Below are 25,926 nucleotides of genomic sequence, written 5' to 3' on the forward strand. Positions count from 1 at the left end.
CGCGCGCAGGCCGTCCGGGCGGCCGAGGGCGGCGGACTCGGGCAGCACGGCGACGCCGAGGCCGTGCGCGGCGATCTCCGCGAGCACCGGCGGCTCGCCCGCCTCGAACGCCACGCGGGGGCGCAGTCCGGCGTCCGCGAAGGCCGCGTCCAGGACGGACCGCAGCCCGGTGCCCTTCGGCAGGCAGATCAGGCTCTCCTCGGCGAGCGCCCGCAGGGTGATCGTGGACCTGCGCGCCAGCGGGTGGGTGCGGGCGACGGCGGCGACGAGGTCCTGCTCGATGACGACCCGCGTCGCGACGCCCTCGGGCGGGCCGGCGCCGAGGCTGAGGTACGCCAGGTCGATCCGTCCGGTGCGGAGCCCCTCGGTCAGCGCGGCGGAGTCCTCCTGGACGACGGTGATCTCGATGTCCGGGTGGTCGCGGTGGAATTCGGCCAGCATGCCCGGAAGGTCCAGCGACCGGATCCAGTCGATCGTGCCGATCGTGACGTGCCCGCGGAGCAGGCCCGTCAGCTCGTCCACGGCCAGCCGGGCGCCCTCGACCGCCGCGAGCGCGGCCCGCGCGTAGGGCAGGACGGCGGCGCCGACCTCGGTCAGGCGGACCGTGCGGCCGGAGCGGTCGAACAGCGGCTGCCCCAGCTCCCGCTCCAGCTGCCGGATCTGGGCGCTCACGCCCGGCTGGGCCACGTGCAGCCTTGCCGCGGCCTTGGTGAAGCCGGCCTCTTCCGTGACCGCCACAAAGTACTCAAGCTGGCGCAGCTCCATAACCGGACATGCTAGTCGCGGCGCTTCCCAGTGCCCGGGCTTCTGGGTGACCGGTCGGTCCGGCAACCATTTCTTTTGCCGGTCTTGGCCGCATCGCTGCTGTTCAGAGGACTGATCCGGGCGTGTGCGGTGATTACCTCACCTGCGGGAGGTCGGGTGTTCGAACGGCGCACATGGTCCATACGGGTGCGGATGACCGTTATTGCCGGGACGGTCACCGCCGTGATCTGCGCCATCGTGACGACGCTGATCCTCGTGGAGGCGCGGGGATCGGAGACCGACTCCGCCCGCGGCGAGGCGACCGCGGCCGCGCTCCGGCTGTCGTACGCGTTGCGGCGCGAGCCCGTGGAGGGGCGGATCGACGGGGTGCCGGGCGTCCTGCTGCAGGTCATGGACGAGAGGCGGACGGTGATCGCGGGGTCGCCGGGCCGGGCGCTGGCCCGCCGGCCGCTCGCCCGCTTCGTCCCGTCGCAGGAGCGCGTCTACACCTCGCGGAAGGTGTGCTCGCCGGTGCGGCGGCACCGGTGCCTGTGGGTGATCGGCTTCCGCGTCTTCAAGCCCGGCGGCGACTGGCTGATCTACGCCGCCGTCCCGATCGTCCCCTGGTACGTGAGCCCCGGCCTGATCATGTTCCTGGCCAGCGTCTCGCTGCTGGTGATCCTGCTGGGCTGCCTGCGCGCCTGGGCGACGGTGGACCAGACCCTCGCGCCGGTGGAGGCGATCCGGGCCGAGCTGGCGGAGATCACCGCGCACCGGTCGGGCCGCCGGGTGACGGTGCCGGAGGGCCGGGACGAGATCAGGCGGCTCGCGGAGGCCGCGAACGCGACCCTGGACCGGCTGGACAGCGCCCTCGAACGGCAGCGCAGCTTCACCTCCGACGCGTCCCACGACCTGCGCAGCCCCATCGCGGCCGCGCGCACCCAGATCGAGGAGGCGCTGCTGTTCCCCGACGACGTCGACTGGCCGCGGACGGCGCGCGGCGTCCTGCAGAGCCTGGAGCGGCTCCAGGCGATCGTGACGGACCTGCTGCAGCTCGCCCGGCTGGACGCCGCCGCCTGGCAGGAGGTCGAGACGATCGACCTCGGCGCGCTGGTCACCATCGAGGTGGCGAGGTCGGAGCGGACGAAGCGGATCGTCCCGCACCTCCAGGAGGGCGTGACGGTGCGCGGGGACCGGCTCCGGCTCGTCCGCCTGCTGACGAACCTGCTGGACAACGCCGAGCGGCACGCCGAGTCGCGCGTCGACATCACGGTGGCGCGGGAGGACGGCACGGCCGTGCTGGAGGTCGTCGACGACGGCGCGGGCGTCGCCGAGAAGGACCGGGACCTCGTGTTCCAGCGCTTCGCCCGCCTGGAGGACAGCAAGGCCCGCGACCCCGGGGGCACCGGTCTCGGCCTGCCGATCGCCCGGGAGATCGCGCAGTTGCACGGCGGCACCCTCACCATCGAGGACAGCGAGCGCGGCGCCCGGTTCGTCCTGCGGTTACCGCGCAACCACGACGGGAGGCCGGCCGGCTAGCGGGGGGGCGGGAAGCGGAGAACCCCGCGGCGCGGTGCGCGCGGGGTCGTGGCGGGCCGGGGCGGCCCGTGCGGGGGACGGGCCGGCGGGCGGCCGGTCAGGCCGCCGGATGGGCGGCCAGGCCGCGCAGGTGGATCCAGCCTTCGAGGTGCGACTCCTTCACCCGGCAGGTGATCCGCTCGTACTCGGCGGCGGTCACGTGGCCGGGGCTCGGGACGATCACGGAGTCGTAGACGAAGCGGGACGCGATGACGCCGAGGTCGGCGCCGGTGGCGGCGAGCCGGTCCTTGAGCGGGCCGGCGTCGAGGAGCCGGGCCGTCGTGATGATGGACGAGCCGGACACGCCGGGCGGGTCGGGCATCACGGGGCCGACGTTCACGGCGACCCTGAGCTGGACGCGGACGGCCCCGGTCGCGCGGTGGTTGTGGCGGCGCAGCCGCCGGCCGAGCGAGACCAGCATGGGGTCGATCACGGTGGCCGTCGGGACCTGCGGCGGGATGACGATGAGCGCGCCGTCGCCGCGGTCCTCGACGTGGCAGGCGTCCCAGGGGACGCCCGACTCCTCGAACGCCTCGCGGAGGGCCCGGTACATGGCGCGGCGCACGCCGATCCGGTCGGCGTCGTTGCGGTCGGGCGAGCTGAACCCGGCCACGTCGGTGTACACGATGGTGCAGTTCTGGCCGGCCCAGGACGGGGCGCCGACGTCCGGGAGGACCATGGGCTGCGTCGGCCGTTCCCAGGACGTCTCGACGGCGGCCTCCAGGACCGGCTGGACGGAGCGGGCGGGCGGCAGCGAGTTGGCGGGCGGCAGGGAGTTGGCGGGCAGGGAGTTGGCGGGCAGGGAGTTGGCGGGGACGGTGCGGCACGGGACGGTCGGGGCCGCCCCGGACGCGGCGCCCGCGCCGTTGATCGCGGCTGCGGGCTCCACGACGCAGGTCGCGCCGCCCGCCCGCGGGTCGGGCGCGGCGTAGGGGGCCGCCACCACGAACGGCCCGGCCATCGCGTACGGGTAGTTCGGGACCACCGGCATCTGCGCCACGGCGTACGGCTGCGGCGCCCCGTACTGCGCCGCGGGTCCGTACGGGTGGGCCGCGCCGCCGGGGTGGTGCGCGCGCCGCGGCGGCCGGCCCGGGCCCTGCTCGGTCATCCGGTCGTACATCTCGCGTTCGAGGACGGCGACCACGTGCGGGTGGTCGCTCAGGTAGGCGACGAACTCCTGCGTGGTCAGGCAAAGGACGTGGAGCGCGTCCATGGCGACGACGGTCGCCGAGCGGCGGCGCAGCAGGAGGGCGGCGCGCTCGCCGATGATGTCGCCGGGCCCGCGGAAGGCGACGAAGCGCTCGCGGCCGTCCCGCTCCACGGAGATCCGCACCGAGCCGGACTTGATCACGAGGGTGTGGTCGGCGTCCTGGCCCTCGGTCCACAGGACGGCGCCGACCGGGTGGACGACCTCCCGCGCCTGCGCCAGGAACGCGGCGCGCTCGGCGGTGGTGAGCCCGTGCCAGAACCCGGGCCGCCGGACGGTCTCGGCCCGCCGCTGGACGGTCCGCTGCCGCGGGACGAGCTCGTTGGGGACAAGCTCGTCGGGGACGTGCTTGTCCGGGTCGTGGTGGCGGGCGTGCTCGTTCATCGGCTCACCCGCCCGACGCCCGGCCGGGCGGGCGGCGACGAGCCCGCCGGACTCGTGGGGTGGACGGCGGAGGTGGGGGACGGTACGTGCTGTCTGGACATGTCAGGGACCCCATGCCTCGAATCGCGGCTCCGGAATCTGCGCGGGCGCCGGGTAGGTCCGGTATGGCCCGCGGGTGACCGGAGTCACATCACCTATGGTCCGCACCGCGTGGTCGCGGTTAGACTAGATGAGTCCGCAGAGACGTTTTGGCAGGTCAGCGCGGATCTTTCTGCGTCTTCGCAGAGGATGGGCGCGGTCGGCCGATCGTCTCGTGCGGCCCCGGGAGTCGCTCTCCGCTCTCCCTCCGATCGTCGTGGCTGCCAAACCGTTGATCGGCGGGAAGCGGCGGGCGACTCTGTTGCCTTCGCTGGCAGTGCCTTCTCGTGTTCCTCGCCCGGTGCCGCCCTCAGGCGTCGCCGGAGTCTCCTGTCCCCTTGCGGCCTCCCCGTGTGGCGCGTTCGGCCCTCTTCGTCGTACCCCGCTCGCGGCCGGCCCGTCTCCGCCTGCGGTCGGTCCCGGCCCGGCTGCGCCGTTCCCCGCCGGGACCTCACCCTGTGTTCAACCTCATCCGCGCTCGGATGCGGCATCCCGTCTTGTTGCATGACGTCGTCTGCTAATCTGCTATGTAGCACATTACAACAGAGTCCGACGGTATGCAGCACTCTGGAAGCTACCGACGCGAGTTTTGGGCGATATGGCGGGGTCTGGTGGGCGGAGCGAAGATCAGATGTCTGGGACATGTAGCGTCGTGTCGGGGAGTGGGATGCCAGGTCCCCGATTGCCATGTAGCATCCAGTTGGGTGGCATGCACTACTCAGAGTGAGCGAACCAATGGTCAGTGACCAGGGCCCCGTAGTCCAGAGTGCGCTGCTGCGCACCGAGCTCGTCCGCCTGCGCAAAGAGAAGAAGCTGACGCAGGAGCAGGTGGCGCGGCAGCTGGAGTGGTCTCCGTCCAAGCTCATCCGGGTGGAGGGCGGCAAGAACGCCATCACCCGCACCGATCTGCAGGCATTGCTCGCGGTTTACGACGTCACCTCGGAGGGGCGCCAGGAGCGGTTGCAGGCGCTCGCCCGCGGCGCGCGGGAACCCGCCTGGTGGAACGCCTACCGCGGAGATCTGGACCCGAGCTTCCTCTCCTATGTCGGGTACTCCGCCGGCGCCGCGTTCATCCGGCAGTTCCACGGGACCGTCATCCCGGGGCTGATCCAGACGGCCGAGTACGCCGAGGTGCTGTCCACCGGCAAGATCTCCGAGCAGGCGCGGGTGCTGGCGGCGAAGTTGCGCATCCAGCGCCAGCAGGAGTTCGCCAAGCGGCAGAACCCGCCGCGCCAGCACTACATCATCGACGAGGCCGTCATCCGCCGGCACGTCGGCATCAAGAGCGACCCGGCGATCATGCCCGCCCAGCTCAACCACATCGCGGACGCGTGCGAGCGCGACGACCTGCTCACCGTGCGGATCATCCCGTTCAAGGCGGGCGCGCACCTCGGGCTCGACGGGCCGTTCAGCCTCCTGGAGTTCGACGGCGACCTCGACGACGTCCTCTGGCTGGAGGCGCGGCCGGGCGCCAGCGTGATGATCACCGGCGAGGACGAACGGATCACCGAGTACCGCGACACCTTCGAACTCCTGCTGGAGCAGGCGCTGTCGGCGGACGAGTCGATCGCGCTGCTGCGGCAGGCCGCCGAAGACCTCATGGCCTGATTCCCCGACCGCAACCCGAACCACGCGACGGAGGTGACAGCCGCATCGGACACCGACAAGGCGAGTGGCCGTCATAACACGCAGGGTGATCTTGTGTTCCCTTGTAGGCGGGATAACTAGAACCGTTTACACTCGTGATCGGGAAATTTTCCACAAGGTCGTGGTTTGTCGTGCCCTGCTGGCGCTCGCCTGGCGGGTGTTCTTGTCCGATCGGTTGGCGAGACGGCACCCGCCGGCAATGGATGGAGGGTTGCTGGATGGTGTACCGGTCGGATCGGGGAGCGGCGGTGAGCTGGCGGAAGAGCAGCGCCAGCGGCGGCGGTCAGGAGTGCGTCGAGGTGGCGGCGGCCGGCCCCGCCGTGCTGGTCCGAGATTCGCGAGACACCTCCGCCGGCTTCCTCACGCTCCACCACGCCCAGTGGAAAGCCCTCCTGGCCGCCATCCGGAACGGAGAGCTCGAAGGGCGCTGAGTCACACGACTCGTTTTCTGCCTCTTGAATTGTCGATTAGTGCGGTTTCTGTTGGTATTTAAGGGCGATTTCTGACAACGAGCGGAGCGCTTGCGCCGGACCGGCCCGGACCCTGAGTGGACCCTGAAACCACCCTGAATCGCCCCTGATCACCCTGTTCCGGTGCGGGGGACCGCCCTAGCTTGTTCGTCAGCGGTCCCCGGTCACGGCCGGGCCGGGGACCGTCGCCCGCCTCCGAGGACGCGGGCCTCTGACGTCCCCCACCGGAAGGACCTTCATGCTGCGCGGAAACAGGCTCGCCCTCCTGGGCGCGGCCGCGGCAGGAGCCGTGGCGTTGACCGGCGTCGCGGCGCCCGCCACCGCTTCGCCCTCCTCGCCCGCGCCGGCCGCGCCGCGCTCGCCGTCGGCCGTCGACTGGCGCGCCTGCGGCGACGACGGCAAGGCCGAGTGCGCGACCCTGCGCCTGCCGATCGACTGGTCCCGGCCGGACGGCCCCGCGTTCGGCCTCGCCATCGCGCGCCGGAAGGCCCTCGACCCGGACGCGCGCGTCGGCACGCTCGTGTTCGGTCCCGGCGGTCCCGGCGACTCCGGCGTCCAGCGCGTCACCAGGCTCACGGGCGGGATCGACCGGTTCAGCGACGAACTGCGCCGGCGCTTCGACATCGTCAGCTTCGACCCGCGCGGCATCGGCGCCAGCCATCCGGTGACGTGCTCGGCCGACCTGCTCCGGGCCGCCCCCTCTCCGGTCATCGAAAACGCGGCGCAGTTCCGGGCGACCCTCGACCACAACGCGCGCCTGCGGGCCGACTGCCGCGCCCGCACCGGCCCGCTGTACGACCACGCCGACACGCTCAGCACCGTCCGGGACGTGGACGCGATCCGCGCCGCCCTGGGCGAGCCGAAGCTGACCTTCCACGGCAGCTCCTACGGCACGCTGCTGGGCGAGATGTACGCCGAGACGTTCCCGCGGCGCGTCCGGGCGATGGTGCTGGAGAGCGTGGACGACCACAGCGTCCCCGACGCCCGGCGCTTCCTGACGTCCGAACTGGCCGCCGCCCAAGACTCCTTCGACCAGTTCGCCGCCTGGTGCGAGGGCAGCCAGGACTGCGCCCTGCACGGCAAGGACGTCCGGGCCGTCTGGCGTGACCTGCGCGCCCGCGCCGCCCGCGGGGAACTGCCCGACCCCTCGTCCCCGGGCGCCGCGCTGCCGGAGTTCGGCCTCGTGCTGATGGCCTACAAGAGCTTCTACGGCCCCGACTGGGCGGAACTGGCGTCGAAGCTGGCCGCGCTGGACGCGGCCCCGCCTCTCAGGGCCGGTTCCCGTCCGGCGGCCGCGCCGAAGGCGGAGGAGACCGCCACCGACCCCTTCACCGCGCAGTTCTGCTCCGACTGGAGCCTGCCCGTCCGCGACTACGGCGAGTACGCGAGGCTCATGCGGCGCACGGAGAAGGTCGCCCCCGACATGACGTTCGCGCGTCCCGTCATGGCGATCTCCGCCTGCCTCGGCTGGCCGCAGCCCGTCCGCAACCCGCAGCACCGCCTGCGCGTCCGCGGCAGCGCGCCGATCCTGCTGGCCAACGCCGTCCACGACCCCGCCACGCCCTACTCCTGGGCCCAGAACGTCGCGCGGCAGCTCGGCCCCGCAGGACGCCTGCTCACCTACGCGGGCGCGGGCCACGGCAGCTACGGCCGCGGCCCCTGCATGCGGAGCACGATCGACGCCTACCTGACCACCCTCACCCTCCCCCCGCCCGGCACCACTTGCCCGGCGCAGTAGAGGCCGGGATCAGGCGAAGGCGGTGGCGTGCGCCTCGGCCCATCGGCGGAAGGGCCGGGGCGGGACGCTACAGGGTGATGTCCTCGGGGAGGAGGGTGGCGAGTTGTTCGGTGGTGAGTTCGATCCCGTTGTTGGCGAGTTGTTCGGTGCGGCGGGCGTGCGCGGTGATGGCCGACCGGACGAGTTTGTCGACTTCGCGGCCGTTGCCTTCGCGGAACCGGTCCCGGTGGGTGTTCAGGTAGACGGCGAGTGCTTGGCGGGTGGGTTCGGGGACGCGGTAGTCGGCGCCTTCGGCCTTTTTGACGAAGATGGAGGCCAGGCCGTCGACGGGGTAGGGCTGGAAGGTCAGCGTGCGCGCGAACCGGGACGCCAGGCCGGGGTTGGTGGCCAGGAACCCTTCCATTTCGTCGGTGTATCCGGCGGCGATCACGATGACCTCGTCGCGGTGGTCCTCCATCAGCTTGACCAGGGTGTCGATGGCCTCCTGCCCGAAGTCGTGACCCGACCCTCCCGGGCGGGACAGGGTGTAGGCCTCGTCGATGAACAGGACCCCGCCGCGGGCGCGCTGGAACACCTCGGTGGTCTTTTGGGCGGTGTGCCCGACGTACTGCCCGACCAGGTCGACGCGTGCCGCCTCCACCACCTGCCCTTGGGCAAGGACGCCCAGAGCGGTGAGGAGTTCGCCGTACAGGCGTGCGACGGTCGTCTTGCCCGTGCCCGGCGGACCGGCGAAGATCAGATGCCCGGTGAACGGCTCGGCCTCCAGTCCGGCGGCGCGGCGTCGCCGCGCCGAGGCGAGCAGGTCGAGCAGGTCCTTGATCTCCCGCTTGACCTCCTCCAGGCCGGTCATCGCCGCCAACCGGGCGAGGACATCGGTGACCTGACCGGCGTCGCGCGCTTCGCCGAACCGGGCGGCCAGACCTGTGTCGACGTCGAGATCTTCGGCGACGAGCAGGCTCAGTTCCTCGCCGGAGGGGAGTTCGGGCAGGTCGGCGAGGCGTTGCGCCTGGCGTTCGACTGCGGCCTCGAACACCTGCCGTGCCGCTCGCCCGTTCCCGAAGGTCGCGTCGCGGCGCTGCCCCGCGAAGTGCGCCAGGATTGCCGCGCGCGCGTCGTCGGCCAGCCGGTACCCGTCCCTGGTCGCGTGCGATTCGGCGATCTGGACGAGTTCGGCGGGGCTGTAGTTCTCGAACTCCACCGTGCGGGAGAACCGCGACTTCAGGCCCGGGTTGGCGGCCAGGAAGTCGCGCATCTCCGCCGAGTATCCGGCGGCGATCACCACGACCTCGTCGCGGTGGTCCTCCATCAGCTTCACCAGGGTGTCGATGGCCTCCTGCCCGAAATCGGTCCCCGTCGCCTTACGCGACAGCGTGTAGGCCTCATCGATGAACAACACCCCGCCCAGCGCCCGCTGGAACACCTCCGACGTCTGCAACGCCGTCCCGCCGACGTTCTCCGACACCAGATCGGCCCGGCTGACCTCCACCACCTGGCCCTTCTCCACCACACCCAGCGCCGCGAGAATCCCGCCGTAAAGCCGCGCAACCGTCGTCTTGCCCGTCCCCGGCGGACCCGCGAACACCATGTGCCGAACGATCGCCGGACCGGGCGGCAAGCCCGCAAGCCGCCGCTGCTCGGCCATCTTCTGCAGATTCGTCACCTTCCGGATCTCACGCTTCACCCCCGCGAGACCCACCATCGCCTCCAACCGGCCCAACAGCACGTCGGCGGACGGCCCGCCGGCTCCTTCTCCGGTCGTCGGCGCGGTCGCGGGTTCCTGCTTCGGCTGGGGCTCGTCGGCCACCGCCGGCTCGACGACCTGCGCGGTCGTCGTGCCGTTCGCGTTCGGGTCGAGCCTGTCCGGCTTCTGGTTGCGCTCGCTGGTGAGGCCGCTCACGTCCAGGTGCGCGCCCCGGTCGGCGACCACGCCCGCGCCGCGGGTGTCCACCACCGTGCAGTCGCGGAGGGTGAGCCGGCCGCCCGAGTCCACGCTCACACCGGCGAGCCCGCTGCCGCTGATCGTCATCCCGTCCAGTACGGCGCGCGCGCCGGAGCCGAGCCCCGCGCCGACCTTCCCCGCGCCGGTGATCCGGCCCCGGACGACCGTGACGTCCGCGTGCGCGACGAACGACAGGCCGTTGGTGCTCGCCCCCGTGACCTCGCAGTCCTCCAGCAGCGCGACGCCCTTCTCGACGACCACGCCGGTCCGCCGCGGCGACTCCATCTTGATCCGCCGCGCGGTGAGCGAGCCGCCGGTCGCCACCCACAGCCCGTCCAGGTGCGGGTCCTCGATCAGGCAGTCCTCCGCGACCGCCTTGCCCTTCTCCAGGACGATCAGGGACGACCCGCGCGAGCCGTGGAACGCGCAGTTGCGGACCGCCGCGTCCGCGTGGTCGTCCACCCGGATCCCGGCGCCCTCCGGCCCGCTGATCGTGCACTGCTCGATCAGCGGGCGCGACCCCTCGGTCACCCAGATGCCGTGCCCGCCCGCCTCGTTGACCTGGCACGACCGCAGGGTCACCGTGCTGCCGCTGCGGATCGCCACCGCGTTGCCCTCGGTCCCGCTGACGCTGGTGCTCTCCATGACCCCGGACGCGGCGGCGTACACGACCGCGCCGTCCAGCACCCGGCACCCCATCAGCGCCATCTGCGCGCCGCTGGCCGCGCGCACGGCCACGTCGGAACGGGTCATGAACTCGCAGTGCTCCGCCAGGACGCTGCCTTCCGCGGCGTCCAGCGCGAGGCCGTCGTCGCTCCAGTTGCGGACGGTCAGCCCCTGGAGGGTCACCCTTCCGGTGACCTCGACCGTCGCGTTCGTGGCGCCGTCCAGCGTGACCGAGCCCGGGCCGCCCACGGCCGTCATGACGAAATCGTCGGGACAGTGGAACCCGGTGTTGGGATAGGCCCCCGGCTCGATCAGGATGTGCCGTCCGGCGCCGTACGGCAGCGGCGCCTGCAACGCCTCCAGCACTGTCCGATACGCCCGGGGGGAGGAGTGTGACACGACCAGACGCTGCAACGGGCCTCCTCACGAATCACCGTTCATGGTGCCATGAGGCGATCCGTGCTCGCCTCGCTCAGCGGACCCCGCGCGGACGGAACTGGACGCTGATCCGGGGGCCCGTCACGCGGGCGCTCTTCGGGATCGCGTGCTCCCACGTCCGCTGGCAGCTCCCGCCCATGACGATGAGGTCGCCGTGGCCCAGGTCGCGGCGGATCGCCGGCCCGCCGCCGCGCGGACGGAGCAGCAGGCTCCTCGGGGTGCCGACCGACAGGATCGCCACCATCGTGTCGTGCGTGGCGCCGCGCCCGATGGTGTCGCCGTGCCAGGCCACGCTGTCGCGCCCGTCGCGGTAGAGGCAGAGACCGGCCGTCCGGAACGGCTCGCCGAGTTCCCCGGCGTAATGCTCGTCGAGCGCCGCCTTCGCCTCGTCCAGAACGGGATCGGGCAGTTCCGCGTTCTCGTCGTAGAACGCCAGGAGGCGCGGGACGTCCACCACCCTGTCGTACATGCGCCGCCGCTCGGCCCGCCACGGGACGGACGTGAGCAACCGCTCGAACAGCGCGTCGGCGTTGGGGATCCATCCGGGCAGGACGTCGACCCAGGCGCCGTGCTCCAGCGGCGTCCGCCGCACGGCGTCCAGAGACCGCGGACCGCTCTCGTCCGTGCTGTCCAGCAACGACCCTTGGAACATTCCTCCACTGTACCCGTCCTGGTCAAACACATGTTCGATCAGCGGCGGAAGATCACCGCCAGGACGCGCAGGGAGAGGACCGAGCAGATGACCAGGCCGCAGTAGCCGAAGAACTGGAAGAGGGTCACGTCGCGGGTCATCGCGGGGCCGTCGCGCAGGCCCAGCAGCATGACCGCCATCACGCCGGCGGTCGACGCCAGGATGGTGAGCAGCACCTGCTGGAGGAGGCCGGTGACCGTGCGGCGGTCGGACTCGTCGGAGAACAGGCGGACGTTCACGCTCAGGCGGCCCGCCTCCGCCGCGGCGGTGATGCGGTCCAGACGGCGGGGGAGGCGGCGCAGCATCGGCAGCAGGCTGAGCAGTTCGTCGTTCGCGGCCTCGCGCAGCGAGCCGGGCCGGAGCCGTTCCCGCAGGTAGGACTCGCCGAACGTGTAGGCCTCGGTGACGATCGCGAACCCGGGGGCGAGCTCGCTCAGACCGCCCTCCAGCGTCGCGAGCGCCCGGAAGACCGCCGCGATCTCGGCCGGGACCGCGAGGTCGAACCGTGCGACCAGCCGGAACAGGTCGGTGAACATGGCCATGTCCGGGCTGGTCCCCGGGCCGAGGTGGCGGGCCATGAAGGCGCCGAGCGCGCGGGCGAGGGCCTGCTCGTCCAGCTCGTCCGGACGGGCCACGACCTCCAGGAACGCGTCCGTCACCGCGACCGCGTCGCCCCGGTTCAGGGCGATGAGCATGCGCTGGAGGCAGCCGCGCAGCTCGGTGTCGAGCCGTCCGACCGAGCCGAAGTCGATCAGGCCGAGGCGGCCGTCGTCGAGCAGCAGGATGTTGCCGGGGTGCGGGTCGGCGTGGAAGACGCCGTCCAGGACGATCTGGCGCAGCACCGTGTCGAGGAGGGTACGCGCGAGGGCGGTCCGGTCGAGCCCGGCGGAGTCGACGCGCGGGCCGGCCTTGCTGAGCGCGACCCCGTCCAGGCGCTGCATGACGAGGACGCGGCCCGTGCAGAAATCGTCGTGGGGACGGGGGACGACGACGTCGCCGCTGCGGGCGGTCGCCGCGACCGAGGCCATGTTGCGGGCCTCGACGCGGAAGTCGAGTTCCTCGCGCAGCGCGGTCGCGAAGCCGTCCGCGAGGTCGACGACGCCGAACGACCTGGCCCATCCGGCGCGCTCGTGGAGCGTCCGGGCGAGGCGTCCGACGATGTCGAGGTCGCGTTCGACCACCGCGCGGACGCCCGGCCGCTGGATCTTGACGACGACCTCCTCGCCGGACCGGAGCGTGGCCCGGTGCACCTGCGCGATGGACGCGGCGGCGAGCGGGGTCCGGTCGAAGGAGGCGAAGACGTCGCGCGTGTCGCCGAGCTCCTCGTGGAGGACGCGTTCGATCTGCGGCCACGGGACCGGTGTGGCGCAGTCCTGCAGCCGCCCCAGTTCCCGGACGAACTCCGGCGGCAGCACGTCCCGCCGGGTAGACAGGACCTGGCCGAGCTTGACGAACACGACGCCGCCCTGTTCGAGGGCGTGCGTGAACGAGCGCGCGGTGCGGGCGCTCGGGCGCGCGCGTCCGCGCAGGTACGGACCGAGGCCGTGGCGCAGGAAGATGAACGAGATGCGCCGGTACCGGCGGGTCCGCGCGATCCGCGACCGGACGGCGCCGAACCAGTGGAGCGGCGACGGCACCGTCCCGGTCGGGACGAACGCCTCCCACAGGACCAGGATCGTCATCGAGACGAGGAGCGCGCACGCGAAGCCGAGGCAGGCGAGCCAGGTCAGGGCCGCGGGCTCCCGGTCCGCGCGCAGGTCGCCGATCAGCGCGCTGATGATCGGGCTGGCGACCGCCTGCCCGACCGCGCCCGCCACGAGCGTCCGGAACAGGGGGAACCGGGTCTCGAGCAGGCTCCTCGCCCCGTACGCCATGACCCAGGTGTTGATCGCCGTTCCGATGAGGAACGCGATGATCGTCGCTGAACTGTCCATTCCCGCCGCCCGCCGGATCGTCTTCCACGTCACGGGGGACGCTAGTGAGCGCGGGGGCGGCGCCCCTCCCGCCGGAGGGGGAGCCGCTCGTCCCGACGGGGGATCAGAGCTCGTCGAGCAGGTCCCTGAGGAAGGTCGTGGTGCGGGCGGGGCGGGCGGCGCGGATGCCCAGCAGATCGATGATCTTCTGGTAGCGGACGGCCTCCTGGCCCTCCGGGTAGCGGGCGCCGGTCAGCTGCTCCAGGTAGACCACGTCGTCCAGGTCGTACTCGGCGAACCGCACGATGGTGATCGGGCCGCCCAGCGCCAGGTGCCCGCCCGCCGCGAACGGCAGGACCTGCACCTTCACGTTGGGCATGCCCTCCGACACCGCGATCAGGTGCTCGATCTGGCCGCGCATCGTCCGCGGCCCGCCGATCGGCCTCCGCAGCGCCGCCTCGTCGATCACCGCCCAGAGCGTGGTCGCGCCGGTCGGGCGGTGCAGGATCTCCTGCCGCCGCATCCGGAGGGACAGGCGCCGTTCGAGGCCCCCGTAGGCCGCGTCATGGTGCTCCAGGCCGATGACGGCCCGCGCGTAGTCGCGCGTTTGGAGAAGGCCAGGAACGTATTGCACCTCGTAAGTGCGAATCGTCGCCGCCGACTGTTCCAGGCCGAGATACTGCTCGAACCAGCTCGGCACGATATCGCCGTAGCCCTGCCACCAGCCGGGCTTCCTGGCCTCCCGGACGAGTTGCACGAAGCCATTCCGCTCGTCCTCGTCCTCGACGCCGTAGAGGGTGAGCAGGTCGAGCACGTCGCGGATCTTGAAGCCGTGCCGTCCGAGCTCCAGCCTGCTCATCTTGGACGCCGAGCCGCGGATCGCCTCGCCCGCCTCCACCCGGCTGAGACCGCGCTCCTCGCGCATCCGCCGTAACCGCGCCCCGAGCTGCATGCGCAGCGCGGTGGGACTCGCCAGCCGATTGTCAAGCACCAGGTCTCCAGCGTTCCGTACGTTGGTCCGGCAACACTCTCGGAGGGTCTCACAGGCAATCGTGAACGCGCAGGAGACCTCTCGACAGAGATACGTATCCGGCGCAGCCGCTTTACCAATCACGCCATTGTGTTGAGCGCGGGCCGGAGCGTTCCAGAAGGGGTCACCGGCGCGGGACGAGCAGGTCCAGATCGGCGCGGGTGACCCGGGCGTCCCCGGCGATCCGGTCACGATCCGTGCCGGCGCCCTCCACGACCTCCAGCGCGCGGGTCAGCATCGTCGGCTGCTCCAGCGGGCGGGCCGGGCCGGGCTCCTGGCGCCGCCAGCCGCGCGAGCTCAGCGTGCTCATCGCGTCGCGGTACACCGGCTCCTTCATGATCCCGAGCGTGCGGGCCCGGTAGAGCAGCGCCGCCATGCTGACGCCCCAGGACGCCTTCAGCCGCGCGAGCCGGTCCCAGTCGGGGCCCGCGGGCAGGTCGCCGGCGATGTCGGCCTCCGGCATGAGGAACTCCGCCGCGAACCGGTGCGCCTGGTCCTCGACGATCTTCTCGCCGGGCTCGGCGTCGGCGTGCATCACCAGGTGGCCCAGCTCGTGGGCCGCGTCGAACCGGTTGCGCCAGTAGTCGCCCTTGGCCGGGTTGAAGAACACCATCGGCCTCGGGTGGACGCCGACGCTGAACGCGTCCACGCGCTCGGCCGCCCGCGGCAGCACGAGGACGATCACGCCGTGGGACTCCAGCAGCCGGACGACGTGCGGCACCGGCCCGGCCCGCTCGACCAGCGCCTTCCTGGTCAGCCTGGCGGCCTCGGCGGGCCCCGGGCCGGCGATCTCCTCCGGCGAGACCGGGTACTCGGGAAGGTCGACCTCGGGAAGGTCGACGAGCCTTTCGAGGACGGCGACGACGTCGGTGGCGATCCGCCCGTAGGCGAGCGCCTGGTCGCGCTCGATCTGCGTCGTCGACCGGAGCGACCGGAAGTGGGCCCCGTCCATGGAGACCGGGCTGCGGCCGCTCTGGAAGAACTCGACGGGCACGCCCAGCGCGATCGCCAGCCGCCGCACCGTCGTCTCCTCGGGCCTCTGCACGCCCGCCTCGTACTGCCCGATCGCCTTCGGCGTCGTCCCCACGGCCTGCGCGAGCTGGTTCTTGCGCAGGCCCCTGAGCCGCCGGGCGAGCGTCAGCCGCTCGCAGTCGAACAGCACCCCGCGCCACCTTCTGCTAGGCCGTCTTCGTCTCCCCGCGGAGCCGCATCGGGACGTCCTCTTCCCGGTCGTCCCACAGCGGCATCGTCCGCTCGACGAGCTTACGACGTGGATCGGCCCCGATGGTGTCGTCCAGGGGCCTGACCCAGTGCCAGGCGGTGCCGCCGTCGGCGTTCCACCGGGGGCGGCCCAGGAAGAGCTCCATCTCCAGCGGCGCCTCGGTGGCGCTGTGCGCGAGCACCAGCGTCACGACCCCGGGCGTGTCGCGCGGCCCGACGCCCAGCGGGAGGGCGAGCTGCGGGTCCTCGACGTAGGTCTGCCGCGCCACGGCCTGCTTGGTGGGGCTGGCGCGGTCCCACCGGATGCCCCTGACGTTCCCGAACTCGTGCCGCTTGAGCAGCACGCGGTACGGCCCGTACCGCCAGCCGGGCGAGCCGTTCAGATCGTCGCGGACGACCTGCGGCTCGGCCTCGAAGACCCGGTCGATCTGCGACGCCAGCGCGTCGAAGGCGCCGACCCCGTACGTCCGCTCCGTGAACCCGGCCGCCCGGCTCAGCCCGCCGAAGACGGCCAGCGTCGCCTCGCGGTGGGCCTCCCGCAGGGCGTGCAGGAAGCCCGCTGCCAAGAGCTCGTCCCAAGCGTCCCTGTCCTCAGCCACGTCTCGACCATAGCCAGGGGCGCCGACATTACGAGCAGCCCTCGAACTCGGGGACCTCGCGGACGAGCGTGAGCCCGCTCCTGCCGAACCACTTGTCCAGCAGGCGGCCCGCCGTCCCGTCCTGGTACATCGTCGTGATGGCCCGGTTCACCGCCTCGCAGCCGTCCGCGTCGTCCTTGCGCATCCCGACCCCGTACCGCTCGTCGGTGAAAGGGGCGTTGACGATCCTCAGGTCGGGGGCCGCGAACCCGGCGAGCACCAGGTCGCCGGTGGAGATGGCGTCCACGGCCCCGGACCGCAGCTTCGCCACGCAGTCGCTGTAGGACGAGCCCGGGACGAGCCGGGCGGGGATGCTCAGACCGACCACCACCCGCTCGGTCGAGACCGAGCCGCTGGCCTGGCACATCCTCCGCCCGGCCAGATCGCGCACGCTGCGGACGCGGGTCTCGCCCCGCCGGACCATGACGTCCTGGTGGGCGACGTAGTAGGGGCCGCCGAAGGCGACGAGCCTGGCCCGGTCCGGCGTGATCGAGTAGGACGCGAGCACCAGGTCGACGGCGCGCCGGTTCAGCAGCCGCTCCCGGTCGTCGGACCTGACCTCGCGGAACGTCACCCGGGACGCCCCGAGGCGGCGGGCGATGTCGGCGCCCACGTCGACCTCGAACCCCTGGAACACCCCGTTTTTCCTCAGCCCGAGCCCGGGCTGGTCCGCCTTGACCCCGATCACGATGACGTCCTGGCGGTGGATCGAGGCCCTGGCGGTCGCGCATCCCACGAGCGCGAGTGCGAGAGTCAGAAGCACGAGAATGGCGCGCACGGACCATGACTAGCGACAGGAAAAGGCCGCCGGATGAACGCGGGACGACCGTGCAATGCCGGCGGATGAACCTGTGGCGGCCAGACCCGGGCGCCGATTGCGAAGAAGTGGCCGGCAGCGCGCAGAAGTCGCCGACAGCCCGATGGCCGCCGAGGCGGTGTGCCTTCGGCGGCCATCGGGCCTGCTCGCGGAATTCAGCCGCGAACTCTGTGCGTCCCCGGCGCCAGGCGCCCGGCGGCGCCTCGCTCACTGCGGAGGGCGACGACGCCCATCATCAGCAGCCAGTAGCTGAGGATGGCGCCCAGCGAAGCGGTGGTGCCCCAGCCGTTGGCGGCGTAGAAGAACGCCGGCTTGTTGCCGAAGAAGAGCGAGGGGATGAAGGCGATGTTGATCGCGGCCAGCACGTAGGCGGACATGCCGGTCCAGGCCGGCAGCGCGCCGGTCTTCCGCACCGCGTATCCCAGCGCGACCAGGAAGAACGCCAGCAGCATGCGCCCGATGGACCCGTACAGGATGTACGTCCCGCTGACGGAGATGGTCGGGTCGATCGGACGGTCCGCGGCGATGACGGCTCCGCCCTCCAGCCCGCTGGAGACGAGGGTGACGACGACGTAGGCGATCCCGGCGGCGAAGGCGAAGTTCCCCGCCCATTCGTAACGCGGGTCGACGCTCTTCACCAGTTCCCGGAAACCCGTCACGAAGAGGAGCAGGAATCCGAGGGCCAGGATCTGCAGGAGGAGGCGGGACAGGACGTTGGAGTCCGGCGGCGAGCCCGAGTAGACGAAGTACAGCGGGACCCCGACGATGAGGGCGGCGGCGGAGGCGAGGCCGGTCCATCCGGTGAAGCGCCGGGCGAGAACTGTGTCCACGAGACTGCCTTTCTCAGGGGCGAGGAGGAATCTGCATCTGCGGAACACTTTGCCGGGCGCGCCACGGCCTGTCCGTGGGCGTGCCTCCCGCTTCGCGGTAGAGCTATGCCTACCTTCCGGGCGCCCGTTTCACTTCGCCTCGCGGCGCGCCCGTTTCATTTGGCCGGGCGACGCCGCCGCTCCCGGCTGCTCTTCACGGGCGCGGCCTTTCCGTCGGCGACGAGGCGCTCGTGCTGCTGCCATCCCTGGAGCCACTTCCACCCGGATCCGAGCGCCGCGGTCGACGCGGCCACCATGAACGTGGTCACCTGCGTCTCGTCGAGGTGGGCTCCGGGCACGAGCTGCGCCACGGCACCGGCGAGCCACCCCGCCGCCACGGCGAACACGGGCGTGAACAACGCGACGCCGCGTCCGAGCCAGGACGCCTCCCCTTCCGGCGTCTCGGCGATCTCAGCCGTTTCGGACGGGACGTTCTCAAGCGAGCCGTCGACCACAGGACCACTCTCCAGGACAGGCGCTTCCATCTCGACGGCCTCAGAGTGCCGCGCCCGAAGTGCTCCCGTCCCCGGAATTCGCCAACCGTCCCCGAAAACCGTCGATAACCGTCATAGCGGCTCAGAGGGACAGGTACTCGTGGATCGAGCGGACGGCCGTGGCGCCCTCGCCCACCGCCGAGGCGACCCGCTTGATCGAGCCCTTGCGCACGTCTCCCGCGGCGAAGACCCCGGGCATGCTCGTCTCCAGCGGCATCGGGTCCCGGTCGAGGGCCCGGCGCGGCGGGGCCCCGTCGTCGATCTCGCGGCCCGTGAGCAGGTAGCCCTGCTCGTCGCAGGCGATGCAGTCCGGGAGCCACCGCGTGTGCGGCTCGCCGCCGATCATGATGAAGAGCGCGGCGGCCGGGACGTGCTCGGTGGCGCCCGCCGCCCGGTCGGCGAGCGTGAGGGACCGCAGACGGTCGCCTCCGCCGCATCCGGTCACCTCGGTCCGCCGGCGGACGACGATGTTCGGCGTCGACTCGATGGCGCGCAGCAGGTAGGTCGACGCCGACTTCGCCAGGCCGTCGCCCCGGACGACGAGCGTGACCGTGCGGGCGTGCTTGGCCAGGTGCAGCGCGCCCTGGCACGCCGAGTTCCCGGCGCCGACGATGAAGACGTCCTGGCCCCGCATCGCGCGGCTCTCGCCCACGGCCATGCCGTAGAACACGCCGGAGCCGACGAGGGCCTCCAGGCCGGGGACGCCGAGCCGCCGCCAGTCGACGCCCGTGGCGATCAGCACCGCGCGTGCGCTGACCTCGGAGCCGTCCGCCATGCGGACCACCCGCCGGTCGCCGCGGCTCTCCAGGCCGACGACCTGCTGGGCGAAGACGATGTGCGCGCCCATCAGCCACGCCTGCTCGCAGGTGCGCTCCATCAGGTAGCCCCCGGCGATGCCGTGCGGGAACCCGGGGTAGTTCCTGATCATCGGGCTGGTCCCGGCCTGGCCGCCCGAGAAGGCCCGTTCCAGCAGCACGGTGTCGAGCCCCTCGGACGCCGCGTACACGGCCGCCGTGAGCCCGGCCGACCCGGCGCCGACGATGGCGACGTCGCAGACCTCCAGGTCGTTCTCGACGCTGACGCCCATCGCGCACGCGAGGTCGGAGACCTGCGGGTCCACGTACGCCCGGCCGTCGTAGCGGACCACCACCGGCAGCCGCGACGCGTCGGCGCCGGCCTCCTCCAGCAGCCGCCGCCCGGTCTCCCCGCCGGGCGGGTGGACGACGAAGGGCAGGTTGAAGCGCGCCATCACGTCGCGCAGCCGCAGCATCCGGGGGTCGTCCATCTCGGCGACGACGCGGAACAGCTCGAACGCCGGTTCCTGCTCCTCCGTCCACGAGGACAGGAACTCGCTCACCGCCCGGTGCATCGTCTCGTCGTTCGTCCACGGCCGGACGAGGTGGTAGTCGGCGGACCCGAGCGCGATCGCCTGGACGGCCGGACTGGTCGAGGTGTAGTCGCGGTCCACCATCAGCACGCGCCTGGCGTTCGGATACAGCTCGTGCGCCGGCGGAAGGACGTCGGCGCAGGCGTCGTCCACCATCAGCAGCGCGACGGATTCCCCGGCCCGCGCCATCTCCCGCAGCGCGTCGCACCCCTCGCCGGGCGAACTCGCGCCCTTCACGGTGAACGCCTCGCCCAGCCGTCGCGTGAGGTCGGCGAGGAGGACCCGCCGCGAGCCCGCGTCGTGATCTACCACGAGTATGACCGGTGCCATCACCTCTACCAGCGTAATCCCGGCCGGCGGGCCGGAACGGCGACCGCGGACGGCCGATCTTCTCAAGAGCGCGGAGGCGTTTCCACGGCCGCCATCGCGCGCTTCCCTTGCCGGGCACCGGAATCCGGGCGCGGCGGAGTTGGTGGATCTCGCAAGTCCCCTTGGCCTCGGCGCGGCGGGCGCCGATCAGCCGATGCCGACCTTTTGCCGGATCTTTGGTCCGGCCGGAGCGGCGCACCTCCTTCCGCGGGCCCGGCCCGATGGGTAGAACGTGTTCTTGTGTTTTGCCGGAGGAGCTAGGAGGCTGGGGCGCATGGATCTGGTTGCGCTGGAAGAGATTCGGCGGCTCAAGTACCGGTACCTGCGGTGCGTCGACCTCAAGCTGTGGGACGAGTTCGCCGGGGTGTTCACCGAGGACGCGGTGGCGGAGTACGACACGCCGGTGCTGGGCGAGACGCTCAGGCTGGAGGGGCGGGACGCGATCGTCGAGTACATGCGGTCCAATCTCGGGCCGGACAAGATCAGCACCCACACGGCCGGCTGCCCGGAGATCGACCTCGACGGGGACCGGGCGACCGGGATCTGGTCGCTGGACGACACGATCATCCTCCCGGCGGACCGGCTGCTCATCCGGGGCGCCGCCTTCTACCACGACGTCTACCGGCGGGACGGCGGCGCATGGCGGGTCGAGAAGACCGGGCACCGGCGGACCTACGAGTACATGGTGTCGCTGGACGACGCGCCGAGCCTGAAGTTCACGACCTCCCATTGAGCGGGACCCGGCCTTTGCCCGCTGCTTAGAACGCGTTCTAGTCTCCCTCCCGCCAGAGCACGGCCTCGCGCCCGCGACCCGAGGAGAGCCCGGTGGCCACCGATCCAGCCGAAGGCAGCACCGACCGCCCGGACGCCGCGACGCGCTCGTTCGCCGACGCGGTCGTGGAGGCGGAGCGGATCATCCGCGCCGCGCCGCACGTCAAGACCGACCAGGACCTGGCCGAGGGCCTCGACTACCTGGCCGGCAGCATCAAGGCGTCACTGCACATGGTGGGCGCCTACCAGCGGGACTATCCGTTCTTCGCGTCGTCGACCGGGCCGTACACCAAGCTCGGGCTCGACAATCCCGACACGCTGTACTTCCACGCCTACATCCGGGACGACGCCGAATACGTCGTGACCGGGCGCCGGGGGACGACCGCCGACCTCAGTTTCCAGGTCATGAACGGCGACTACTCGCCGGCCAAGTCGCCCGACAGCCTCACCGCCTTCGACGACCGCGAGCTGGACATCGCCGAGGACGGGACGTTCCGGCTGCGATTCGGCCCTCCGAGGGAGGACGCCGGGCCCGGCTACGTCGCGCTCGCCCCCGGCTCCGCGATGCTCATCGTGCGGGAGGTCTTCAGCGACTGGGAGAACGAGAGGCCGGGCGAGATCCGCATCCACCGGGCCGACACGCTCGGGACCTCCCCGCTGCCGGTCCCGTCCGACCGGATGGCCCGCCGGTACGAGATCGCGGGCAAGATGCTGGTGTCGCGGATCCGTACCTTCCTGGCCTTCCCGGAATGGCACTACCTGCAGTTGCCGGTCAACACGCTGACCGAGCCGCGGCCCACGCCCGGCGGTCTGGCGACGCAGTTCTCGTCCGTCGGCCACTACGACCTGGACGACGACGAGGTGATGGTCGTCACCTGCCCTGCCGCCGATCGTGAGGTGGCGCCCTACCAGGGCTTCCAGCTCGGCAGCATGTGGTACGTCTCGCTCGACTACATCAACCACCAGACGAGCCTCACCGCGGACCAGGCCCGCGTGGACGAGGACGGCATGATCAGGTACGTCGTCAGCGAGCGCGATCCGGGGCTCGCCAACTGGATCGAGCGGACCGGGCACCGCCGCGGCTACCTGCAGTTCCGCTGGCAGAGGCTCGCCCGCGACCTCACACCCGAGGACGGGCCGCGCGTCGAGGTCGTCCCGTTCGCGGACCTCCCGCGCGCCCTGCCCTTCCACGAGAGCCAGCGCGTCGGGAGGCGGGAGTGGGCGGAGCGGATCGCCGCCCGCCAGACCGCCGTGGCGAAGAGGATGCTGGGCTGATGGGCGCCGGACTGCTGGAGGGCAAGGTCGTCGTCGTCTCCGGCGTGGGCCCGGGGCTCGGCCGGGGGCTCGCGCTCCAGTGCGCGAAGGCCGGGGCCGACGTCGTGCTCGCCGCGCGCAACGAGGAGCGGCTCGCCGAGGTCGCCAAGGAGGTCGAGGACCTCGGGCGGCGGACCGCGACCGTCCCGACCGACATCCGGGACGCGGCGGCCTGCGAGCGGCTGGCCGCGGCCGCGCGGGAGGCGTTCGGCCGGGTGGACGGCCTGGTCAACAACGCCTTCGCCACCCCGCCGCTGACCGACCTGACGAAGGTCGACCTCGACGCGGTGCGGGCGGGCTTCGAGACCAACGTCCTCGCCGCGCTCCACCTGACCCGGCTGTTCGTCCCGGCGCTGGAGGACTCCCGCGGCTCCGTCGTCATGATCAACTCGGCGGTGCTGCGGCACTCCCGCCGGACGTTCGGCGCCTACAAGATGGCCAAGGCGGCGCTGCTGGCGATGGCGCAGAACCTGGCCACCGAGCTCGGGCCGCGCGGGATCCGCGTCAACACGATCGCGCCCGGCTACATCTGGGCGCCCAACCTCAAGTGGTACTTCCACCACCTCGCGGAGAAGCGCGGCGTGACGGCGCAGCAGGTCTACGACGAGAACGCCGCGACGACCGACCTGCGCAAGCTGCCCGAGCCCGACGAGGTCGCCGACGCCGCCGTGTTCATGCTGTCGCCGCTGGCCCGCGCCGTCACCGGCCAGTGCCTGGACGTCAACTCCGGCGAGTGGCACCACTAGGAAGGGACGGACCGATGACGAACGGTCGCGACAGCGTGGGGACCGTCGAGGACCTGCACGCCTCGGCCGCCAGGATCACCGGCTCGGACGACTTCGGCGGCGACGAGTACCTCGACGGGCTGAAGGTGCTGCTGGAGTCGCTGGCCGGGGAGGCCGGGCTCACCCCGCTCGGCAACAGGGCGCAGCGCGCGATGCTGCGCGGCGCCCTGGTCGCCCGGCAGTACTCCGAGGCGGCCTGGCGGCGGCACCCCGGCCACGCGGACGTCCCCGTCGAACGGCCGATCTTCGTGACCGGCCTGCCCCGCACCGGGACCACGGCCCTGCACCGGCTGCTCACCGCCGACCCCGCGCACCAGGGCCTCGACCTGTGGCTGGCCGAGGTGCCGCAGCCGCGCCCGCCGCGCGAGACCTGGGCCGGCGACCCGGTCTTCCAGGCGATCGACGCCGGGTACCGGCGGCACCACGTGGAGAACCCTGAGTTCATGGGCGTCCACTACATCTCGGCGGACTCCGTCGAGGAGTGCTGGCAGCTGCTCCGCCAGAGCATGCTGTCGATCTCGTTCGAGTGCCTGGCGCACCTGCCGGGCTACTCGTCCTGGCTCGCCGGGCAGGACTGGACGGACGCCTACCGCAGGCACCGGCGCAACCTCCAGCTCATCGGCCTGAACGATCCCGGACGGCGCTGGGTGCTGAAGAACCCCAGCCACCTGTTCGCGCTGGACGCGCTGCTGGAGGTCTATCCCGACGCGCTGATCGTCCAGACGCACCGCACGCCGCGCACCGCGATGGCGTCGATGTGCAGCCTGGCCGCGCACGCCACCGCCGGATGGTCGGACGTGTTCACCGGCCCCGTGATCGGCCGCGACCAGCTCGACCTGTGGGGCCGGGGCCTCGACCTGTTCCGCGCCGAACGGGCGCGCCACGACCCCGCGCGGTTCGCGGACGTCCACTACGACGACTTCGTCCGCGACCCGATCGGCACGGTCGAGTCCGTCTACGCGCGGTTCGGGCTGCCGTTCACCGGCGACGCCCGCGCCGCCATGACGAGGCTCCACGGCGAGAGCTCCACCGGCGCCGCGAAACCCGCCCACCGGTACTCGCTCGCGGACTTCGGCCTCACCCCGGAGCAGGTCGACGAGCGCTTCGCCGACTACGCCGCCGGACTCCGGTGATCCGCCGACCCGCCGACGGCACGGCTTCTCCACGCTTCAGCGGGTCGGCTCGGGCGCGCGTCGCGGAACCGGCGGCGCCGGGAGGGGCCGGGCCGTCCGGTCGGGTCCGGGCAGGAACAGGGCGGCGACCGCACCTGCCAGCGACAGCGCGCCCGTGAGGGTGAGGGCGGGCCCGAAGCCGTCGGAGAAGGTCCCCGCGGTCCCGTAGCCGCCCTCGGCGGTGAACACCGCGGCGGCGACCGCCACGCCCAGCACCGCGGCGAGCTGCCGCAGGGCGTTGAACACGCCGGACGCCTTGCCGATCTCCCGCGCGGCGACGGAGTTGATGACCGCGGTCTGCGCGGCGGGCATCGCCATGCTGATCCCGGCCCCCGCGACGACCATGGGCGCGATCAGCTCCGGATAGGCGGTCGAGGGCCCGGCGGTGAGGCCGATCCACCCCATCCCGATCGCCTGCAGGGTCAGTCCGGCCGCGGTGAGGGGACGGGCCCCGACCCGGTTCACCAGCGCCCCCGCGGCAGGCGCGATCACGGTCACGGTCGCCGTCCACGGGACGAGCTGGAGCCCGGCGGCCATCGGCCCGGCCCCGAGGACGGTCTGGAGGAACTGGGCCATGAAGAACAGCGAGCCGTACAGCGCCGCGTACATGAGGAGCCCGGCGGCGTTCCCCGCGGAGAAGCCGCGCGAGCGCAGCAGCCGCATCGGCACCATCGGCTCGCGGGTGCGCAGCTCCCAGGCGACGAAGGCGGCGAGCAGCAGGACCCCGGCCGCCAGCGCGCCGTCCACCTCGGCGGCGTCCCAGCCCGAGCCGTCCGCGCGGACCAGGCCCCAGACCAGGCCGAGCGCGCCGCCCGTCACCAGCAGGACGCCGCCGAGGTCGAAGGAGGCCCCGCCGCCGCGGCTCTCAGGGACGTACCGGAGCACCAGCGGGATGACCGCCAGCCCGATCGGCACGTTGAGCCAGAAGATCCATTGCCAGGCCAGCCCCTCGGTGACGATCCCGCCCACCACGGGCCCGGCCACCACCGCCAGGCCGGTGACCCCGGCGAAGGCGCCGAGGGCCCGGGCGCGCCGCTCGGGCGGGACGCCATGGCTCAGCAGCGCCATCGCCAGCGGCATCACCAGCGCGGACCCGCACCCCTGGACGGCGCGGGCGGCGATCAGCCAGCCGATGCCGGGGGCCGCCGCGCAGGCCGCCGAGGCCGCCGTGAACAGGCCGAGCCCGCTCACGAACATCCGCCTGCGCCCGAACCGGTCGCCCAGCGCGGCGCCGGTCATCAGCAGGACGGCGAAACTGAGCCCGTAGGCGTTCACGGTCCATTCGAGCTGTTCCATGGTGGCGGACAGGTCGAGCCGGATCCTGGCCAGCGCGGTCGTCACCACCGTCGCGTCCAGCGCCACCATCAGCGACGCCGTCGCGGTCAGGCCGAGCAGCCCGCCGCTTGTCCTCTGCGCCATGCGCGTTCCCTCCAGGTGATCGGGCGAGCCGGCCGGTGGCTCGCCGTCGCCTGTACAAACCGCCCGCGCGGGCGGTACTCAGCGGGT

The 25,926-nt window shown here is 72.2% G+C and carries 21 protein-coding genes; 8 read left to right on the forward strand and 13 right to left on the reverse strand.

From position 1 onward, the window contains the following. On the reverse strand, positions 1–765 hold a 765-nt coding region (locus ABWI04_RS00820; RefSeq protein WP_353831016.1), incomplete at its 3' end, for a LysR family transcriptional regulator. A 192-nt stretch (positions 766–957) separates the two neighbouring features. Here ABWI04_RS00820 and ABWI04_RS00825 point away from each other — a divergent pair. Beyond that, positions 958–2,283, forward strand: a complete 1,326-nt coding sequence (locus ABWI04_RS00825) for a sensor histidine kinase (RefSeq protein WP_345178083.1) — start codon at positions 958–960, stop codon at positions 2,281–2,283. 97 nt (positions 2,284–2,380) lie between these two features. On the opposite strand, the gene ABWI04_RS00830 is transcribed toward ABWI04_RS00825, so the two are convergent. Next, positions 2,381–3,913, reverse strand: coding sequence for a Crp/Fnr family transcriptional regulator (locus ABWI04_RS00830; RefSeq protein WP_353831017.1), 1,533 nt, complete (start codon positions 3,911–3,913; stop codon positions 2,381–2,383). Between the two features lie 873 nt (positions 3,914–4,786). On the opposite strand from ABWI04_RS00830, the gene ABWI04_RS00835 reads away from it, so the two are divergent. The 3 genes from ABWI04_RS00835 (at position 4,787) to ABWI04_RS00845 (ending at position 7,906) form a co-directional block, all read left to right on the forward strand. After that, positions 4,787–5,659 carry a helix-turn-helix domain-containing protein gene (locus tag ABWI04_RS00835; RefSeq protein WP_345178086.1) on the forward strand — a complete coding sequence of 291 codons (873 nt, stop codon included), beginning with the start codon at positions 4,787–4,789 and terminating at the stop codon, positions 5,657–5,659. Positions 5,660–5,946: 287 nt separating this feature from the next. Next, entirely contained in the window at positions 5,947–6,129 is a 183-nt protein-coding gene (locus tag ABWI04_RS00840) for a DUF397 domain-containing protein (RefSeq protein ID WP_353831018.1), read from the forward strand. A gap of 277 nt (positions 6,130–6,406) precedes the next feature. After that, the gene (locus tag ABWI04_RS00845; RefSeq protein WP_353831019.1) at positions 6,407–7,906 is read left to right on the forward strand and encodes an alpha/beta hydrolase; all 1,500 of its coding nucleotides are present in this window, start codon (positions 6,407–6,409) and stop codon (positions 7,904–7,906) included. Positions 7,907–7,973: 67 nt separating this feature from the next. On the opposite strand, the gene ABWI04_RS00850 is transcribed toward ABWI04_RS00845, so the two are convergent. From ABWI04_RS00850 to ABWI04_RS00895, 10 genes are all read right to left on the reverse strand, one after another. Beyond that, positions 7,974–10,910 (reverse strand): AAA family ATPase, encoded by a 2,937-nt coding sequence (locus ABWI04_RS00850; protein WP_353831020.1) that lies wholly within the window; start codon positions 10,908–10,910, stop codon positions 7,974–7,976. A gap of 73 nt (positions 10,911–10,983) precedes the next feature. Continuing rightward, positions 10,984–11,601: an alpha-ketoglutarate-dependent dioxygenase AlkB gene (locus tag ABWI04_RS00855; RefSeq protein WP_345178092.1), complete on the reverse strand. Its 618-nt coding sequence runs from the start codon at positions 11,599–11,601 to the stop codon at positions 10,984–10,986. Between the two features lie 38 nt (positions 11,602–11,639). Continuing rightward, complete coding sequence (locus ABWI04_RS00860) at positions 11,640–13,574, reverse strand: ABC1 kinase family protein (protein ID WP_353831021.1); 1,935 nt, start codon at positions 13,572–13,574, stop codon at positions 11,640–11,642. Between the two features lie 103 nt (positions 13,575–13,677). Next, positions 13,678–14,544, reverse strand: a complete 867-nt coding sequence (locus tag ABWI04_RS00865; RefSeq protein WP_345178096.1) for a Sco1979 family transcriptional regulator — start codon at positions 14,542–14,544, stop codon at positions 13,678–13,680. A 163-nt stretch (positions 14,545–14,707) separates the two neighbouring features. Continuing rightward, on the reverse strand, positions 14,708–15,745 hold the full coding sequence (locus ABWI04_RS00870; protein WP_345178097.1) for an XRE family transcriptional regulator: 1,038 nt from the start codon (positions 15,743–15,745) through the stop codon (positions 14,708–14,710). Positions 15,746–15,761: 16 nt separating this feature from the next. Continuing rightward, positions 15,762–16,403 (reverse strand): hypothetical protein, encoded by a 642-nt coding sequence (locus ABWI04_RS00875; protein WP_353831022.1) that lies wholly within the window; start codon positions 16,401–16,403, stop codon positions 15,762–15,764. Between the two features lie 28 nt (positions 16,404–16,431). Continuing rightward, positions 16,432–17,220: a glutamate ABC transporter substrate-binding protein gene (locus ABWI04_RS00880; RefSeq protein ID WP_345178099.1), complete on the reverse strand. Its 789-nt coding sequence runs from the start codon at positions 17,218–17,220 to the stop codon at positions 16,432–16,434. Between the two features lie 194 nt (positions 17,221–17,414). Next, the gene (locus ABWI04_RS00885) at positions 17,415–18,089 is read right to left on the reverse strand and encodes a hypothetical protein (protein WP_353831023.1); all 675 of its coding nucleotides are present in this window, start codon (positions 18,087–18,089) and stop codon (positions 17,415–17,417) included. 155 nt (positions 18,090–18,244) lie between these two features. After that, positions 18,245–18,583: a hypothetical protein gene (locus ABWI04_RS00890; RefSeq protein WP_345178103.1), complete on the reverse strand. Its 339-nt coding sequence runs from the start codon at positions 18,581–18,583 to the stop codon at positions 18,245–18,247. Between the two features lie 121 nt (positions 18,584–18,704). Then, complete coding sequence (locus tag ABWI04_RS00895; RefSeq protein ID WP_353831024.1) at positions 18,705–20,339, reverse strand: NAD(P)/FAD-dependent oxidoreductase; 1,635 nt, start codon at positions 20,337–20,339, stop codon at positions 18,705–18,707. A 313-nt stretch (positions 20,340–20,652) separates the two neighbouring features. Between ABWI04_RS00895 and ABWI04_RS00900 the strand changes: the two genes are divergently transcribed. From ABWI04_RS00900 to ABWI04_RS00915, 4 genes are all read left to right on the forward strand, one after another. Continuing rightward, on the forward strand, positions 20,653–21,111 hold the full coding sequence (locus tag ABWI04_RS00900; protein WP_353831025.1) for a nuclear transport factor 2 family protein: 459 nt from the start codon (positions 20,653–20,655) through the stop codon (positions 21,109–21,111). Between the two features lie 92 nt (positions 21,112–21,203). Next, on the forward strand, positions 21,204–22,424 hold the full coding sequence (locus tag ABWI04_RS00905; protein ID WP_353831026.1) for a hypothetical protein: 1,221 nt from the start codon (positions 21,204–21,206) through the stop codon (positions 22,422–22,424). Beyond that, positions 22,424–23,209 (forward strand): SDR family oxidoreductase, encoded by a 786-nt coding sequence (locus ABWI04_RS00910; protein ID WP_353831027.1) that lies wholly within the window; start codon positions 22,424–22,426, stop codon positions 23,207–23,209. Before ABWI04_RS00905 ends, ABWI04_RS00910 begins: the two co-directional genes overlap by 1 nt. A gap of 14 nt (positions 23,210–23,223) precedes the next feature. Then, positions 23,224–24,381, forward strand: coding sequence for a sulfotransferase family protein (locus ABWI04_RS00915; RefSeq protein WP_345178115.1), 1,158 nt, complete (start codon positions 23,224–23,226; stop codon positions 24,379–24,381). A 36-nt stretch (positions 24,382–24,417) separates the two neighbouring features. Here ABWI04_RS00915 and ABWI04_RS00920 read toward each other — a convergent pair whose 3' ends face one another. Beyond that, positions 24,418–25,839, reverse strand: a complete 1,422-nt coding sequence (locus ABWI04_RS00920; RefSeq protein WP_345178118.1) for a DHA2 family efflux MFS transporter permease subunit — start codon at positions 25,837–25,839, stop codon at positions 24,418–24,420. Positions 25,840–25,926 lie beyond the last annotated feature (87 nt).

Source organism: Actinomadura sp. NPDC000929 (assembly GCF_040492065.1).
GTDB classification, from domain to species: domain Bacteria; phylum Actinomycetota; class Actinomycetes; order Streptosporangiales; family Streptosporangiaceae; genus Spirillospora; species Spirillospora verrucosospora.

What these genes read in the sequence shown, in the direction of transcription:
- ABWI04_RS00910 (WP_353831027.1), top strand. Translation starts at nt 22,424, where the DNA reads ATGGGCGCCGGACTGCTGGAGGGCAAGGTCGTCGTCGTCTCCGGCGTG.
- ABWI04_RS00895 (WP_353831024.1), bottom strand. Translation starts at nt 20,339, where the DNA reads ATGGCACCGGTCATACTCGTGGTAGATCACGACGCGGGCTCGCGGCGG.
- ABWI04_RS00825 (WP_345178083.1), top strand. Translation starts at nt 958, where the DNA reads ATGACCGTTATTGCCGGGACGGTCACCGCCGTGATCTGCGCCATCGTG.
- ABWI04_RS00835 (WP_345178086.1), top strand. Translation starts at nt 4,787, where the DNA reads ATGGTCAGTGACCAGGGCCCCGTAGTCCAGAGTGCGCTGCTGCGCACC.
- ABWI04_RS00845 (WP_353831019.1), top strand. Translation starts at nt 6,407, where the DNA reads ATGCTGCGCGGAAACAGGCTCGCCCTCCTGGGCGCGGCCGCGGCAGGA.
- ABWI04_RS00860 (WP_353831021.1), bottom strand. Translation starts at nt 13,574, where the DNA reads ATGGACAGTTCAGCGACGATCATCGCGTTCCTCATCGGAACGGCGATC.
- ABWI04_RS00915 (WP_345178115.1), top strand. Translation starts at nt 23,224, where the DNA reads ATGACGAACGGTCGCGACAGCGTGGGGACCGTCGAGGACCTGCACGCC.
- ABWI04_RS00830 (WP_353831017.1), bottom strand. Translation starts at nt 3,913, where the DNA reads ATGAACGAGCACGCCCGCCACCACGACCCGGACAAGCACGTCCCCGAC.
- ABWI04_RS00855 (WP_345178092.1), bottom strand. Translation starts at nt 11,601, where the DNA reads ATGTTCCAAGGGTCGTTGCTGGACAGCACGGACGAGAGCGGTCCGCGG.
- ABWI04_RS00920 (WP_345178118.1), bottom strand. Translation starts at nt 25,839, where the DNA reads ATGGCGCAGAGGACAAGCGGCGGGCTGCTCGGCCTGACCGCGACGGCG.
- ABWI04_RS00900 (WP_353831025.1), top strand. Translation starts at nt 20,653, where the DNA reads ATGGATCTGGTTGCGCTGGAAGAGATTCGGCGGCTCAAGTACCGGTAC.